Raw genomic sequence first — 15,210 nt, 5'->3', positions numbered from 1 at the left:
GAACTTGCCATGATCGACATCCGCCACACACTTCGCGCGCCCATCCAGGCGCTTGTGATCGGCGCCGCGGCGCTCGCCCTCACCGCCTGCGGCGACAAGGGCGCTGAGCCCCCGCCGCCCGCGGCCTCGGTCCAGGCCCCGGCCCCGTCGCCCGCCGCGGCCCCGGTCCCCAGCGCCGCCGATCCGGATCCCGGCGTCGGCGGCTCGACGGCGCCTTCGAACAACGCCGCCGGGCAACATGACGCCGATCACGACGCGGCGACGATGGAACGCCATCATCGTCAGGAGATGGATCACCACGCCATGCGCCAGGGCGGCGCGGCCACGGGGACGACGCCCCAACCCGACGCCGCGCCGATGAGCCCATCGGCTCCGATGAAGGACATGTGAAGACGAGGGCAAGCCCGATGCGCGGGACGACCAGCCGACAGGGATGGAGCTTGGGTCTGGCCGCCGCCTGCCTTCTGCTTTCGACGGCGGCCATCGCCCAGGAAGGCGACGAGCACGCGGCCCACCATCCGGGCGCGCAAGGCGGCGCGATGGCGGACGCCGGCGTCATGGGCGCCGCGCCGAGCCCCGCGGCAGCCGGCATGAGCGGAATGATGGACGAGATGATGGAGGGCGAAGGCGAGCATGGCGCCCGGCGCACGCCCTTCGTCTCACAACTGCTCGCCGCCCCGTCGCTCAGCGCCGAGGGGCGCAACCGGTTGATGGGCGAGGCCCAAGCGCGCGTGGAGCGCGGACTGGCCATGGCCGCCGAGGCCTCCGCCGCCGCGCGGTCCGAAGATCCGGCCGCCCGGGCGAGCGCGGCGCGGCGCCTGCGTGAAGCAAGCGACCTCTTCGCGAGCGGATCGGCCGCGCTCGCCGCCCTCGACCGCGGCGCGTCCCCGCAGCCGGCGGCGATCACCTGGTTTCGGGATCAGATGAGCCTGGGCGCGCCGCCGCACGCGGCGCCGATCCGGTGGCTCGGCGTCTCGCCGCCCCATTTCATGCTGATGTTCGTCCTGGCGATGGTCAGCGCGATGCTGCTGGGCCTGCAGGTCGCGCGCCTGCGGCGGGTCCGCAAGATCGTCGACGCCGGCGGGTCGACGGCCCCCGCGCCCGCCCCGGTGACCGCGACGGCCTCGCCACGCCAGGCGGCGGCCGTTGAGCCGGGCGCTGAAACGCTCACGCCGAGCAACGCCGCGCCGCCCGCCGGGGCGTCGCTGCGCAAGCCCAGGAGCTGGTCTGGCCCGTTGCGGGTGGTCCAGATCGTGCGGGAGACGCCGACGATTCAGACCTTCCGGCTGGCCGACCCGGCCGCCGATCGGCTGCCCTTCGATTTTCTGCCCGGCCAGTTTCTCCAGGTCGAGGTGGAGCCGGTGGATGGCAAGCCCTCGCGGCGATCCTACACCATCGCCTCCTCGCCGACGCAGCGCGCCTATGTCGAGCTAACGGTCAAGCGCGAGGAGCAGGGCGTCGTGTCGTGCTTTCTGCACGACAAGGTCGCCGTCGGCGACCTGCTGAAGACGACGGGCCCCTTCGGCGCGTTCACCTTCACCGGAACCGACGCCGACAGCATCGTGCTGATCGCCGGCGGGGTCGGCATCACCCCCATGATGTCGGTCCTGCGCTACCTGACCGACACGGCTTGGTCGGGCGAGATCTTCTTCCTGTACGGCGCCCGTTCGACCGACGAATTCGTCTTCCGCGAGGAGCTCGAGCGGCTCGAGCGGCGGTTCTCCAATCTGCACGTGATGGCGGCCATGCGACGCTCGGCCGGCACGGTCTGGCTGGGGCCGCAAGGCCCGCTCACCCGCCAGATGCTGCTCGACGCGGTCCCAGACATCGCCCGCCGCCGCATTCACATGTGCGGGCCGCCGGGCATGATGGCCGCGATGCGCCGGGAGCTGGCCGCTCTGGGCGTCCCGGACGCTCAACTTCACACCGAAGCCTTCGGGCCCGCGTCGCTGCCCGCCGACGCGGCCGAGCTCGAGGTCAAGGCGCCGCCCCCCGCGCCGTCATCCCCGAGCGTCGTCGCGCCCCCCACGCCGGCGGTCGCCGCGGCCACCATCACCTTTTCCGTGGCGGGCGTGTCGGCCCCGCTCCCCGCCGGCCAGACCGTCCTGGAAGCCGCGGAGGGCGCGGGGGTGGAAATCCCCTATGCCTGCCGCTCGGGTGAATGCGGCGTCTGCGTCACCCGGCTGATTTCGGGCGAGGTCACCATGGCGGTGGAGACCGGCCTGGATCCCGCCGACAAGGCCAAGGGCTACATCCTGGCCTGCCAGGCCAAGAGCACGGGCCAGCCGCTCGTGGTGGAGGCCTGATGCGCGAGCGCGGCGACATGGCCGTCGGCCTGCTTGTGGCCTTCCTGCTGCTCTTTCCGCTGGGCTACGTCCTGCACGTCGCGCCGCGCTTTCCCGGCAGCCTGGTCGGCGGCGTCATCGGCGTCGTCGCCGCCGTCCTCATGCTGCTGACCCTGCCCTATGTGGTGGTCAAGCACGTCAAGGCGGCGGAACGGTGGACAGGCCGGTTCGTCAGCAAGCCGACGCTGCTGGCCCTGCATGTGTATGCGGGCGTGCTGGCTCCGATCCTGGGGTTGGTTCATGCCGCCCACAAGTTCGGCAGCCCCGTCGGCCTAACGCTGACTGGCCTTGTGCTGCTGACGGTCCTCAGCGGCTTCGTCGGCCGCTACCTGCTGGCGCAGACGGCGCGGGCCCTGCGCGGCCGCCGCTCCGAGCTGGCGTCCCTGCAAGCGGCGTATCTCCACCTGCCGGCGCCCCCGGCGCCGACGGCGGCGGCCGTTGCGCTTTCCCGCTGGAAGCGGCTGTTCTTCGTCGCCGGCGAACCGCCGGCGCCGCCGCCCGATGGGGCCGAGGCCCTGGCCGCGGCCTTGGCCGACACCGAGTTCGCCATCCGCGCGGAGGGTGCGACCAACCGGCTGTTGTCGCGTTGGCGGTGGCTGCACGCTGTCCTGGGGGCGCTGGTCTACCTGGTGCTGCTTTTGCACATCGCCGCGGCCATCTATTTCGGGCTGCGCTGGCTATGATGCGGGACCGCCTCCTCTACTGGATCTTTGTCGCCGCCGGCCTGGCGCTGCTGGGCGTCGCGGCGATGATGCAGACAAGCGCGCCGCCCGGCGCCGGACCGGTGGCTCAGCTTGTCGCGCCAGGCCCCCTGTCGCCGGCCCACCAAGCCTTCGGCGCGCAGTGCGCCAGTTGCCACACGCCTCTCAAGGGCGTGGAGAGCAAGACCTGCGTCGCCTGCCACGCGAGCACCGATTTCGGAAACAAACAGTCGACCCAGTTCCATGCCCAGGCCAAGGAGTGCACGGCTTGCCACGTCGAGCACGAAGGCGCGCGCGCCATCGTGAAGATGGACCATCAGGCGTTGCTCGATCCGGCGGTGTGGCGAGGGCCGGCTGTTTCGCCACCCAATCCGCACGCCTTGCCGCCCGAAGCCGCGCTCAATTGCGCAAGCTGCCATTCCGTCCGCGATCCGCATCTGGGACTCTTCGGCCAGGACTGCGCCAGCTGCCACGCGACCAGCAGTTGGAAGGTTCCCAACTTCCGGCATCCGTCGGTCAGCTCGACGCAATGCTCGGAGTGCCACACCGCGCCGCCCAGTCATTTCATGGAGCACTTCAGCATGGTCTCCCAGCGCGCCGCCGGCTCCAAGGCGCGCGTCGAACAATGCTACGCCTGTCACACCACCGACAGCTTCAACAACATCCGCCGCCGAGGCTGGTATGATCACCATTGAGTCCGGCTGGCTCAGCGCCTTCTTCAGGCTCGCGGTGATCATCCTCGAGCTGGCGGGCACGCTGACCATCCTCAGCGGCGCGGCGCTGGCGACGATCCTGTTCGCCCTGCGGGCCCGATCGGGCGACCGGGCCAAGGCCTATGGCGCGTTCCGGTCCGCCCTCGGCCGAAGCATCCTTCTTGGCCTCGAATTCCTGGTCGCCGGCGACATCGTCAAGTCGCTCGTCATCAACCCGACCTTGGACGATCTCATCGTCCTGGCCGGTCTGGTCTTCGTGCGCACCTTCCTTAGCATCTCGCTCGGCGTCGAGATCAACGGCCACTGGCCCTGGGAGGACACGCGCATGGCCAGGGCCACGGGCCGCGAACCTTCCTCACCGCGGGTCTGACCAGACCCGCCCACCCGCCGGGAGATTGACATGCTGCAACGACGAGACCTGCTCACGGGAGCCGCCCTGTTGGCGGCCGGCGCCGCCCAGCCCGCCGCGGCGGCCGCCCAGGCCCACGACATGAAGGGCATGGACGCCATGCCCGGCATGGCGATGTCGATGAGCGACTGCATCGATCACTGCCTGGCTTCCCATCGCCGGTGCCTTGAGACCGCCGCCTACGCCCTCGGTCAAGGCGGCGCGCTCGCCGCCCCCGACCTGATCGCCATGCTCACCGACTGCGCCGAGCTGTGCCAGGCGACCGCCAACTCCATGCTCCGCGGCTCGGCCCTGCACCCGGTGCTCTGCCGCGCCTGCGCCGAAGCCTGCGACCTGTGCGCGGCGGCCTGTTCGAAACCCCGCGCCGACGCCCCGATGGCCCAGTGCGCCGAGACGTGCAGGGTGTGCGCCGCGGGCTGCCGACAGATGTCGCGCTGACCGCGCCTTCGGACCTTACGTATACGCGCGGCCGCCAATTGCGGGCATTGCAAGCGTCACGCCGTTCGAGATGCAGACGACGCCATCGGACGCGAACGTCATAAGTTGGAGATCAGAAATGATGCGCAAGATCGCAGTCGTGGCCGGCGCTGTCGGCCTTCTGGCCATGGGGACCGCCGCATTCGCCGACGGCCCCGCGCCCAAGGCCCAGACCCAGCCCGCGCCGGCCGCCTCCGCCCAGACCCCGCCGGACCACGCCCACATGCAGGGCATGGACCATGGCGGCCAGCAGATGCACGACCAGATGATGAAGGACCATCAACAGGGGATGGCGAACATGCCGGCCACGCCGCCCAAGGATCCCGCCGCCAAGAAGCCCATGAAGGGCTGCTGCATGGACAAGCCGATGGCCCCGAAAGGCAAACCCATGGCTCCCAAGGACGCCAAGGATCCCGCCATGCCCATGAAGGACATGTAACGCCCGCTCAAGCCGCGACGCGCCGAAGAACCTGCCGGGCGAGCACGCCCGGCAGGTTCTTTCACGTCCGGGCGCCGCCAGGCGATGTGACATCTACGGATATCCTCGGCCGCGCCCGCCACTAGGCTCGTCGTCACCAGCAGGGAGCCAAGCGATGTTCCACAAGGCCATCGAGACGATGCGCGCCGCGCCCTTGTTCAAGGCGCGCTACGACAACTTCATCGGCGGCGCCTGGTCGGCCCCGACCACGGGCGAGTACTTCGCCGACCACAGCCCGATCAATGGCGACCGGATCGCCGAGTTCGCCCTGTCGGGTCCGGCCGACGTGGAACTGGCGCTCGACGCCGCCCATCGCGCCAAGGCCGGCTGGGCGCGGTTGTCGCCGGCCGAGCGGTCCCGGCTGCTGAGCCGGGTCGCCGATCGCCTGGAGCAGAACCTCGACCTGCTGGCGCTCGCCGAGACGCTCGACAACGGCAAGCCGATCCGCGAGACGCGCGGCGCCGACGTGCCGCTCGCGGTCGATCACTTCCGCTATTTCGCTGGATGCATCCGGGCCGAGGAAGGCGCGATCTCGACGATCGACGCCGACACCATCGCCTACCATTTCCGCGAGCCGCTTGGCGTGGTCGGCCAGATCATTCCCTGGAACTTCCCCCTGCTGATGGCGGCCTGGAAGATCGCGCCCGCGCTGGCCGCCGGCAACTGCACGGTCATCAAGCCAGCGTCCCAGACGCCCCTGACGCTGATGATGCTCGCCGAACTCACCGCCGACATCCTGCCGCCGGGCGTGCTCAACGTCGTGACCGGGCCCGGCCGAACCGTCGGCCAGGCGATCGCCGCCAACCCGCGGATCGCCAAGGTCTCGTTCACCGGCGAGACGGTCACGGGCAAGGCGATCATGCACGCCGCGGCCGATCACCTGATCCCGCAGACGATGGAGCTCGGGGGCAAGTCGCCCAACATCTTCATGGCCGACGTCCTTGATGAGGAGGACGCCTTCTTCGACAAGGCGCTGGAAGGGTTCACGCTCTTCGCCTTCAACAAGGGCGAGGTCTGCACCTGTCCCTCGCGCGCCCTGATCCATGAATCGATCTTCGACCGGTTCATGGAGCGGGCCGTGGCCCGCGTGGCGGCGATCCGTCAGGGCGACCCGCTCGACCCCGCGACCCAGCTGGGCGCCCAGGCGTCCGAAGACCAGCTGCGCAAGATCCTCGGCTATATCGAGATCGGCAAGAACGAGGGCGCGCAATGCCTGATCGGCGGCGCGCGGGCGCTGCCCGGAGGCGAACTCGACGGGGGCTATTTCGTGCAGCCGACCGTCTTCGTCGGCGACAACAGCATGCGGATCTTCCAGGAGGAGATCTTCGGCCCAGTGTTGTCGGTGACGACCTTCAAGACCCTCGACGAGGCGATCGCGATCGCCAACGACACCCCCTATGGTCTGGGCGCCGGCGTCTGGAGCCGCAGCGGCAACACCGCCTATCGCCTCGGCCGCGCCATCGAGGCCGGACGGGTCTGGACCAACTGCTATCACCAGTATCCGGCCCACGCCGCCTTCGGCGGCTACAAGGCCTCGGGGTTCGGACGCGAGACCCACAAGGCGATGCTCGATCACTACCAGCAGACCAAGAACCTGCTCGTCTCCTACGACGAGCACGGCCTTGGTCTCTTCTGATCCCTCGCAAAGGAGCACAGCCATGGCCAAGACCATGAAGGCGGCTGTCGTCCGCCAATTCGGCGCGCCGCTGGTGATCGAGGAAGCGCCGATCCCCACGGTCGGTCCCGGACAGATCCTGGTGAAGATCGCCGCCACCGGCGTCTGTCACACCGACCTGCACGCCGCCGAGGGCGATTGGCCGGTGAAGCCGAACCCGCCCTTCATTCCTGGCCATGAAGGCGTCGGTCACGTCGCCGCTGTCGGGTCGGGCGTCACCCACGTCAAGGAGGGCGACCGGGTCGGCGTGCCGTGGCTCTACACCGCCTGCGGCCATTGCGTGCATTGCCTGGGGGGATGGGAGACCCTGTGCGAGAGCCAGCAGAACACCGGCTATTCGGTCAACGGCAGCTTCGCCGAATACGTCCTCGCCGACCCCAACTATGTCGGCCACCTGCCGGACAATGTCGGCTTTATCGACATCGCGCCGATCCTGTGCGCGGGCGTTACCGTCTACAAGGGACTGAAGGCGACCGAGGCCAAGCCGGGCGAGTGGGTCGTGGTCTCCGGCATCGGCGGCCTGGGTCACATGGCCGTGCAGTACGCCAAGGCGATGGGGCTCAACGTGGCGGCGGTCGACATCGACGACCGCAAGCTCGATCTGGCGACACGCCTTGGCGCGGCCGTGACCGTCAACGCCCGAGAGCAGGATCCCGCCGCCGCGATCAAGGCGGCGATCGGCGGCGCGCAGGGCGTCCTCGTCACCGCCGTCTCGCCCAAGGCCTTCCAGCAGGCGCTCGGCATGGTCCGGCGCGGCGGCACGGTGGCCCTCAATGGCCTGCCGCCCGGCGATTTTCCGCTGTCGATCTTCGACACCGTGCTCAACGGCGTCACCGTCCGCGGCTCGATCGTCGGCACCCGGCTCGACCTGATGGAGGCGCTGGCCTTCGCCGGCGAGGGCAAGGTTCACGCGACTGTCCACACCGAACCGCTCGAGAAGATCAACGACGTCTTCGCGCGCATGCACCACGGCGACATCGAGGGCCGCATCGTCCTCGACCTCGCCTAATCCCCCCCGCGACGAACCGCGAGCAAACCATGTTCGACAGTCCTACCTTGCCGGCCACACGGCGCCGCTTCGTCCAGGGCCTGGCGGTCAGCGGGGCGGTGGCCGGAGTTTCGCCGGCGCTGCTGGCGGGCCCCGCCGCCGCCGCGACCGCCGAATTGCGCGGGACCGAATTCGATCTCGAGATCGCCGAACTGCCGGTCAACTTCACCGGCAAGCGTCGGATCGCCACGGCGGTGAACGGCGCCGTGCCCGCCCCCGTGCTGCGATTGCGCGAGGGCGACACCGTCACCCTGCGCGTCCGCAACCGCCTCAAGGAGATGTCCAGCATCCACTGGCACGGGGTCATCCTGCCCGCCGAGATGGACGGCGTACCAGGCATCAGCTTTCCCGGGATCGCGCCCGGCGAGACCTTCACCTATCGCTTCGAGCTGCGTCAGGCGGGCACCTACTGGTATCACGCGCACACCTTGGCCGAGCAAACCGGGCTTTATGGCGCGATCATCGTCGAGCCGCGCGCGCCGACCGGACCTGCGCCCGATCGGGACTACGCCATCCTGCTGAGCGACTGGTCGGACGAACCGCCGCTGCAGATCTTCACGAACCTCAAGAAGCTGAGCAGCTACTACAATTTCGCGCAGCCGACCGCCGGAGACTTCCTCGATGATGTGAGCCGCCTGGGGGCGGGCCAGGCCCTGACGCGGCGGCGGATGTGGAACCGGTCGCGGATGAACCCGACGGACTACAGCGACGTCTCGGCCGCCACCTACACCTACCTGATGAACGGAACGCCGCCGGCCGGGAATTGGACGGGCATAGCCGCCGCCGGCGAGCGGGTTCGCCTGCGGTTCGTGGGCGCGGCGACGGCGACCTTCTTCGACGTGCGCATTCCCGGCGTCGCGATGACCGTCGTCTCGACCGACGGCCAGCCGGTGGAGCCGGTGACGGTCGAGGAGTTCCGGATCGGGCCGGGCGAGACCTACGACGTCGAGTTCACCATGGGCGACGGCGCCCGCACGATCTTCGCCCAATCGATCGACCGGACCGGCTTCGCCCGCGGCGTCATCGCCCCAGCGCCCGGCATGACGGCGCCGACGCCGGCGCTCGATGCGCGGACCTGGCTCGATCCGGTCGACATGATGGGCGCCATGGCCGCCATGGGCGGCGAACACGCCGGCCACGGCATGGCGGACACGCCCCCGAAGGCGCGTCACGCGCGCACCGAATACGGCGCCAACACCGACATGCGCGTCGACTATCCGCGCACCAATCTCGACGATCCCGGCGCGGGCCTGCGCGAGCGGTCCTGGCGGGTGCTGACCCTGGCCGACCTTCGCACGCCCGGCGGCGATCCGGATCCTCGCGAGCCGGAGCGTGAGATCGAGTTGCACCTCACCGGCAACATGGAGCGCTTCATCTGGACGCTGGACGGGATCAAGCTGAACGATTCCCGTCCGCTCCACTTCAAGCCGAACGCGCGGCTGCGCATCGTTCTCGTCAACGACACGATGATGGCCCACCCGATGCACCTCCACGGCATGTGGAGCGATGTCGAAGGCCCGGACGGCGCGTTCCAGGTCCGCAAGCATACCGTGGTGGTCCAGCCCGCCCAGCGGATCAGCTTTCGCGTCACCGCCGACGCCATGGGGCGATGGGCCTTCCACTGTCATCTGCTCTACCACATGGCGGCCGGCATGTTCCGGGAGGTGGTCGTCGCATGACCCGTCTGGCCCTCTCGCGAGCGTCTCTGCTCGCCTTGGCTCTGAGCGTTTCGGCCGTGGCCGCGCCCGCAATCGCCCAGGACGCCCCCCATCAGCACGCCGCGCCACCGCCGCCGAGCCCGGCCCCAACGGCCTCCCCCGCGGCGCCTGCGGATCACGCGGGCATGGATATGTCCGGCATGGATATGTCCGGCGCGGGGACGCCCGCCGGCGGCATGACCATGGACATGGGACGGATGCAGGGCGGCAAGGCTCCGCCGGACGCCCGCAACTCCGACGACTATGCGGACGGCTATCGCAATTCGACGCTGCCGGGCTACGAGATGGCCGACAAGCTGTCGATCCCCAAGGTTCTCGTTGACGAACTGGAGTTCGCCAGCGGCAACGAGGGGCAGGGCGTCGGCTGGACCGTCCTCGTCACCCAGGGCCAGGACGACAGCAAGCTCTGGCTGCGCAGCCAGGGCCTCAAGAACTCCAAGGATCGCCTCGATCCGGAGAGCAGCGTCGAGGCGCTGTGGTGGCGCAGCAAGAGCCCGTTCTGGGGCACGTTGCTGGGCGTTCGTCAGGATCTCGGCAAGGGGGCGACCACTTGGCTCGCCGCCGGCGTCGAGGGCCTGGCGCCCTACTGGTTCGATGTCCAGCTGACCGGCTACGTCGGCGACGACGGCCGCCTCGGCGCCCGCGCCAAGGGCGCCTACGAGGTCCGCTTCACCAATCGCCTCATCCTGACCCCGCAGGTCGAAACCAACCTCTATTCCAAGCGCTCGACCGACCGTGAGCTCGGCGGCGGCTTCAGCAACGTCGAGCTGAGCGCTCGGCTGCGCTACGAGGTCTCGCGGAAATTCGCGCCCTATGTCGGCTTCGTCTGGGAGCGGGCGCTGGACGACACCGCCGACTTCCGACGTGCCGATCGCCAGCGCCCGGCCGAGCATCGGGTGGTTGTCGGCTTGCGATCATGGTGGTGAGGCGCTGCGCGGCGCCTTGGCGACCGGAAGACGGCCTGACGTGTTCTGCGGCGGACGATAGCCCTGGCCGGAGCCAGACGGCTGCGTCGATCCTGTTGCTTCTCGCGGTCGCGGCGGCGTCTGCGGGCCAGACCGCCGTCCTCGCCTTTCTCCCGACCCTCGTCGACGGAGGCCAGGCCGACTTGGCGCTGCGCATCCACGATGTCCATGTCGCGAGTTTGACGGCGGCCCACCCGCTGGCGGCGCTCGTCTTCGCGCCGCTCTGGGGATGGCTCGCCGACCGCATCGACTACCGGATCATTCTGCGCACGGCCCTGGTCGTCCTCGCGCTGGCGACCGCGCCGGTCGGGGCGGTCCCGCTCCCCATGCTGTATGGACTTCGCTTGCTGGCTGGGCTGTCCGCGGCCGCCATCATCCCGCTGGCGCTGCTGTCAACGAACTTCGCACCCGGTGGCCGGGACGAGCAGGCGAGGCGTTTCACCTGGCTGACGGCCTTCATGTTTCTTGGCGACCTGTTCGGCCCCCTGCTCGCCGAAGCGTCCGCGTCGCTCTTTCCCCGCACGCCGCTGTTGGTGCTCGCGCTCGTCATCGCCGTGCTGGCGCTGGCGCTGACGACCGGCATTGTGCGCTTGCCGGCCCGCTGTGCCGCCCGTCCCGAGGGACGTCGCCTGCAAGCCCCGCCGCGCGTCGTCACGCTTGTCCTCCTGCTTGTCACCATCGTCGGCGGCGGCGGACTCGCCGCCATGCATGTCAGCCTGCTCGTGACCCGCTCCGAGGGCGCGCTGAGCCGCGAGGCGATCGCCGGGATGCTCAGTCTCTGCGGGCTGGCGATGTTGGCGGCTCAGCTTTTCCACACCCGCGTCACCTGGCTGGTGACCGCGCCTCGACGCCTGGCCTGCCTCACGCTCGCGCTTCTAGCCCTGTCGCTGTTTCTCTTTCGGTTTGGAACGACCGTGGTCGAAATGGCCGGTCTCATCGCCGTCGCCGGCTGGAGCTCAGCCAGTCTTCGGCTGGTCACGAGCTTCTGGATCAGCGGCCCCATGCGGCCCTCTGGAGTCATGCTTGGGCTGCAGCATACAGCCGCGAGCCTCGGCCAGGCGCTGGCGCCCATGTCGCTCGCCGTCGTGTCACCCCATCGGCAAGCGGCCGTCGTCGAAGCGATCGGCTGGCTGTCGCTCGGTCTGCTCGCGCTTCTGCCGGCGATATGGCGCCGGACGGCGACACCGGTCCATCCAGCCGGGGAAAGGGCGTGACAGCGCCGCCACGTCCGAGAGCCGCGTCCGCCACGCGCCCAGCTTCACGCCAAGGAGTCCGCCCATGAAAATCCGCCTCGCCGCCGTTCTGCTGTTGCTCGCCTTGCCCAGCGCCGCGCTGGCGGCTGGCGACATCCTGCTCTATCGCGACCCTGGATGTGGTTGCTGCGAGGCCTGGGCCCAGGCCGTCCGTGCGAAACTGGACAGAAAGGTCATCGTCAGGGATCAGGTCGCCCGCGTGCGCCTGCAGCGCCAATCCGGCCTGCCGCCGGCGCTTTCCTCCTGCCACACCGCGATCATCGACGGTTTCGTTATCGAAGGTCATGTGCCGGTCGCCGAGGTGAAGCGTCTCCTGGCCGCCCGGCCGGCTGGCGTGAAGGGGCTCGCCGTCGGCGGCATGCCGATCGGCTCGGAGGGCATGGCGGCGCCGAGCGGGGCGCGGCAACACTACGATGTCGTGGCCTTCGGGCCGGCCGGCGCGCGGGTTTTCGCCCGCTACTGACCTCCAACGGTCAGGGCCATGGGCTGGCGTCGGGTCAATGCGCGTCGCGCGACATCCCCGACTGCCGACGCAAGGCTTCGAGCACCGCCCGGCCGATCACCGGCTTGGGGATCACCTGATCGAAGCCGGCCGCGCGCGCGCGTTGCTCGAGATCCTCGTCGTAGAAGCCGGAGATCAGGATGGCGCCGCCGCGCCAGCCCTGGCGCCGGAGATGATCCAGGAGCGTCAGGCCGTCGATGTCGGGCATCCGGTAGTCGAGGATCACGCAATCGGCTTCCCTAGCGCGCGGATCAGCCAGAAGGGCGCTCCCCGTGGTGTAGCCGCTCACCGTGTAGCCGCGGGCTCGAAGCATGAGGAGGAGGCCGCGTCGCACGCCAGGATCATCGTCGGAGACGAGGACCGTATAGCGGCGATCGCGCGGCGAGGAACTGACCGATAACATCGCGCGATGAAGGCATCCGGTTGAAAGCCTGGTGACCGTCGCATGTCCGCCGCCTCCGGGTCGCTACGTAAACGTCGCAGTCACTTGGGTTTGCGGCCCATCCCGGCGGCGAAGGCGATCCTAAGCGCCTCGGACAGGTTGCGCACGTCCAGCTTGGTCATCAGGCTGGCGCGATGCACCTCCACGGTGCGTGACGAGCATCCAAGGTCATAGGCGATGGTCTTGTTGGGATGGCCTTGGGCCAAGCCCTCCAGCACCTCGCGCTCACGAGGGGTGAGGCTGGCGATGCGCACCTGCGCGTCCGACGCCTCGATCGCGCGGACGTCGGCGTCGTCGATACGCGCGAATGCTCGCTCGACCGCATGGAGAAGAGCGGCCTTCTCGAAGGGCTTTTCGAGGAAATCCACGGCGCCGGCCTTCATCGCCTGAACCGCGACCGACACATCGCCATGACCCGTCAGCACGATGACCGGCATCTGGATGCCGCGCTCGGCCATGGCGGTCTGCACCTCCAGGCCGTCCATCGCCGGCATGCGCACGTCGAGAATGACGCAGCCCTGGGTCGTCGACCGGGCCGCCCTCAGGAACTCCACGCCCGAAGCGTAGGTCTCCACGCCAAAGCCCGCCGTCTTCAAGGCGAACCCGGCCGCGCGCCGGATCGCCTCTTCGTCGTCGACGAGGTGTATGATCCGCCTATCCCCCATAATCCTCCTCCGCCCCCGCGTGGATCAAGGTGAAATGGAACCGGGCGCCGCCACGCTCAGGCGCCTCGACCCAGATCCGCCCGCCGTGCGCTTCGATGATGGTCCGGCAGATCGAGAGCCCCAGACCCATGCCGTCGGCCTTGGTCGAGACGAACGCCGTGAAGAGCTGCTCGCCGATGTCCTCGGCGATGCCCGGCCCGCTATCCTCGACGGTGACCTCGATCAGGCCGTCGCCGCGCAGGCGCGTGGCGATTCTCAGGTCGCGGATCGGGGTGTCCGCCATCGCCTCGATGGCGTTGCGCATAAGGTTGACCAGGACCTGTTGAATCTGCACCCGATCGACGAGGACGGGCGTGGCCGCCGGATCGAAATCGAAGAAGCTGCGCACCCCCCGCTCGCGCGCGCCCACGAGCGCCAGCTGGCCGGCGTCGCCGATCACCTGCGCCAGGTCGTGCAGGCTCTTCTCGACCTCGCCGCGCGCCACGAAGTCGCGCAGGCGGCGCACGATATGGCCAGCGCGCAGGGTTTCCTGCGCGGCCTCGTCCATGACCCGGCGAAAGGTGGCGAAGGGTTCCCCCTGCTCGGCTTCCAGCATGTCGCGGATCGTCTCCAGATAGAGCGAGACGGCCGCCAGAGGCTGGTTGAGTTCATGCGCCAGGGTCGAGGCCATGGTGCCCATGGCGCTCAGCCGGGAGACATGAACCAGCTCGGCCTGAAGCGCCTTCAGCTTCAGTTCGTCCTGCTCCTTGGCGGTCAGATCGCGAATGAAGCCGGTGAACAGCCGCTGGCCGTTCTCGCCCGCCTCGCCGACCGAAAGCTCCATCGGGAAGGTCGACCCGTCACGTCGCAGCCCCACCACGACGCGGCCGACGCCGATGATCCTGCGCTCGCCGGTCTGCAGGTAGTGGTTGATGTACGCGTCGTGCCGGCCATGGTCCGGCTCGGGCATCAGACACGCGACATTGCGGCCGATCAGCTCGGCCTCGCGATAGCCGAACAGGCGCTCGGCCGCCGCGCTGAACGAGGTGATGGCGCCGGCCTCGTCGATGATGATCATCGCGTCCGGCACCGTCGCCAGGATCGATTGCAAATGCTGCTCGCGCGTTTCGATGGAGGCGCGCACCGCGGCCTCGTCGGTGATGTCGCGGGCGATGCAGGCGAAGCCGCGATGCGCGCCCGCGTCGAACAGCGGCGTGACGGTCAGGCGGGCGAGGTATTCAGCGCCGTTTTCGCAGACCCGCCAGGCCTCGCGCTCCAGCACGCCGTCGCGCAAGGCCGCGGCGAGATCCGCCCGGGGACGCCCGGCGTGGATCTCATCGGGCGGATAGAAGACATCGTGCTGCTGGCCGACGACGTGATCGGCTGACCAGCATTCGATCCGTTCGCCGCCGATATTGTAGCTCAGGACCCGTCCCGAGGCGGCAAGCAGCGTCAGGACATAGCCGCCGGCCTGGCGCAGAAACAGCCGCGCAAGCTGCTCGACGGCGGCCACGCCCGCCTCGGGGCCTTGATCCTGGTCGCGCATGCCGCCGGCTCAGGCCAGATCCGCGGCGCGCAGGCGCGGCGATGCGGCGCGAGCGCGAGCTTGGCGACACCCCGCGGGGCCGGACCGGCAGGCCGCCCGACAACGCCGCGCGCCAGCCTTCAGCCCCCACGCGCGCGGGTCCGATAGTGCATCCATGGGTCACGGTCTCGCTTGTATCCGCGGGGTCCTATCGCGTTTACGCGCGGGCCGGCCGGTCCCCTCAGAATTTCAGCGCAAAGTGCGGCCGCGCCGTTGCTTGGCGCCCGCGCGGCTTGTCGAACGCCTCGCGGCCTG

The 15,210-nt window shown here is 69.5% G+C and carries 16 protein-coding genes; 13 read left to right on the top strand and 3 right to left on the bottom strand.

Translation table 11 applies throughout. The features are described 5' to 3' along the window. The first annotated feature begins 9 nt into the window (after positions 1-9). The 13 genes from AC1RNC_RS22750 (at position 10) to AC1RNC_RS22690 (ending at position 12,245) form a co-directional block, all read left to right on the top strand. Complete coding sequence (locus AC1RNC_RS22750; protein ID WP_066730188.1) at positions 10-390, top strand: hypothetical protein; 381 nt, start codon at positions 10-12, stop codon at positions 388-390. Between the two features lie 17 nt (positions 391-407). Beyond that, positions 408-2,306: a 2Fe-2S iron-sulfur cluster-binding protein gene (locus AC1RNC_RS22745; protein ID WP_492888346.1), complete on the top strand. Its 1,899-nt coding sequence runs from the start codon at positions 408-410 to the stop codon at positions 2,304-2,306. After that, positions 2,306-3,028 carry a hypothetical protein gene (locus AC1RNC_RS22740; protein WP_062100026.1) on the top strand — a complete coding sequence of 241 codons (723 nt, stop codon included), beginning with the start codon at positions 2,306-2,308 and terminating at the stop codon, positions 3,026-3,028. The genes AC1RNC_RS22745 and AC1RNC_RS22740 overlap by 1 nt, the downstream gene beginning before the upstream one ends. After that, the gene (locus AC1RNC_RS22735; protein WP_231732075.1) at positions 3,028-3,741 is read left to right on the top strand and encodes a cytochrome C; all 714 of its coding nucleotides are present in this window, start codon (positions 3,028-3,030) and stop codon (positions 3,739-3,741) included. Before AC1RNC_RS22740 ends, AC1RNC_RS22735 begins: the two co-directional genes overlap by 1 nt. Further along, positions 3,728-4,129, top strand: a complete 402-nt coding sequence (locus AC1RNC_RS22730) for a DUF1622 domain-containing protein (protein WP_062100024.1) — start codon at positions 3,728-3,730, stop codon at positions 4,127-4,129. Before AC1RNC_RS22735 ends, AC1RNC_RS22730 begins: the two co-directional genes overlap by 14 nt. Positions 4,130-4,159: 30 nt before the next feature. Next, complete coding sequence (locus AC1RNC_RS22725) at positions 4,160-4,606, top strand: four-helix bundle copper-binding protein (protein WP_062100023.1); 447 nt, start codon at positions 4,160-4,162, stop codon at positions 4,604-4,606. A gap of 121 nt (positions 4,607-4,727) precedes the next feature. Continuing rightward, positions 4,728-5,084: a DcrB/PsbP domain-containing protein gene (locus tag AC1RNC_RS22720; RefSeq protein ID WP_197425325.1), complete on the top strand. Its 357-nt coding sequence runs from the start codon at positions 4,728-4,730 to the stop codon at positions 5,082-5,084. A 154-nt stretch (positions 5,085-5,238) separates the two neighbouring features. Further along, positions 5,239-6,759 (top strand): aldehyde dehydrogenase family protein, encoded by a 1,521-nt coding sequence (locus tag AC1RNC_RS22715; protein WP_062100021.1) that lies wholly within the window; start codon positions 5,239-5,241, stop codon positions 6,757-6,759. A gap of 22 nt (positions 6,760-6,781) precedes the next feature. Beyond that, a complete protein-coding gene (gene adhP, locus AC1RNC_RS22710) occupies positions 6,782-7,807 on the top strand; it encodes an alcohol dehydrogenase AdhP (protein ID WP_062100020.1) in 1,026 nt (341 codons plus the stop codon). A gap of 29 nt (positions 7,808-7,836) precedes the next feature. Beyond that, positions 7,837-9,525: a copper resistance system multicopper oxidase gene (locus tag AC1RNC_RS22705; RefSeq protein ID WP_172274912.1), complete on the top strand. Its 1,689-nt coding sequence runs from the start codon at positions 7,837-7,839 to the stop codon at positions 9,523-9,525. Between the two features lie 179 nt (positions 9,526-9,704). After that, on the top strand, positions 9,705-10,490 hold the full coding sequence (locus AC1RNC_RS22700) for a copper resistance protein B (protein WP_156449520.1): 786 nt from the start codon (positions 9,705-9,707) through the stop codon (positions 10,488-10,490). Beyond that, a complete protein-coding gene (locus AC1RNC_RS22695) occupies positions 10,481-11,743 on the top strand; it encodes an MFS transporter (protein WP_062099701.1) in 1,263 nt (420 codons plus the stop codon). Before AC1RNC_RS22700 ends, AC1RNC_RS22695 begins: the two co-directional genes overlap by 10 nt. A 64-nt stretch (positions 11,744-11,807) precedes the next feature. Continuing rightward, positions 11,808-12,245 (top strand): DUF411 domain-containing protein, encoded by a 438-nt coding sequence (locus AC1RNC_RS22690; RefSeq protein WP_062099702.1) that lies wholly within the window; start codon positions 11,808-11,810, stop codon positions 12,243-12,245. A gap of 34 nt (positions 12,246-12,279) precedes the next feature. Here the strand turns inward: AC1RNC_RS22690 and AC1RNC_RS22685 are convergent, their stop codons facing one another. The 3 genes from AC1RNC_RS22685 to AC1RNC_RS22675 form a co-directional block, all read right to left on the bottom strand. Further along, positions 12,280-12,687 (bottom strand): response regulator, encoded by a 408-nt coding sequence (locus AC1RNC_RS22685; RefSeq protein ID WP_101714500.1) that lies wholly within the window; start codon positions 12,685-12,687, stop codon positions 12,280-12,282. Between the two features lie 80 nt (positions 12,688-12,767). After that, positions 12,768-13,391, bottom strand: a complete 624-nt coding sequence (locus AC1RNC_RS22680; RefSeq protein ID WP_172274909.1) for a response regulator transcription factor — start codon at positions 13,389-13,391, stop codon at positions 12,768-12,770. Continuing rightward, positions 13,381-14,916, bottom strand: coding sequence for a PAS domain S-box protein (locus AC1RNC_RS22675; RefSeq protein ID WP_062099705.1), 1,536 nt, complete (start codon positions 14,914-14,916; stop codon positions 13,381-13,383). The genes AC1RNC_RS22680 and AC1RNC_RS22675 overlap by 11 nt, the downstream gene beginning before the upstream one ends. Positions 14,917-15,210 lie beyond the last annotated feature (294 nt).

Source organism: Caulobacter sp. GW822-FHT01G02, from assembly GCF_058802865.1.
This window is presented reverse-complemented; position numbering and strand designations above follow the sequence as displayed.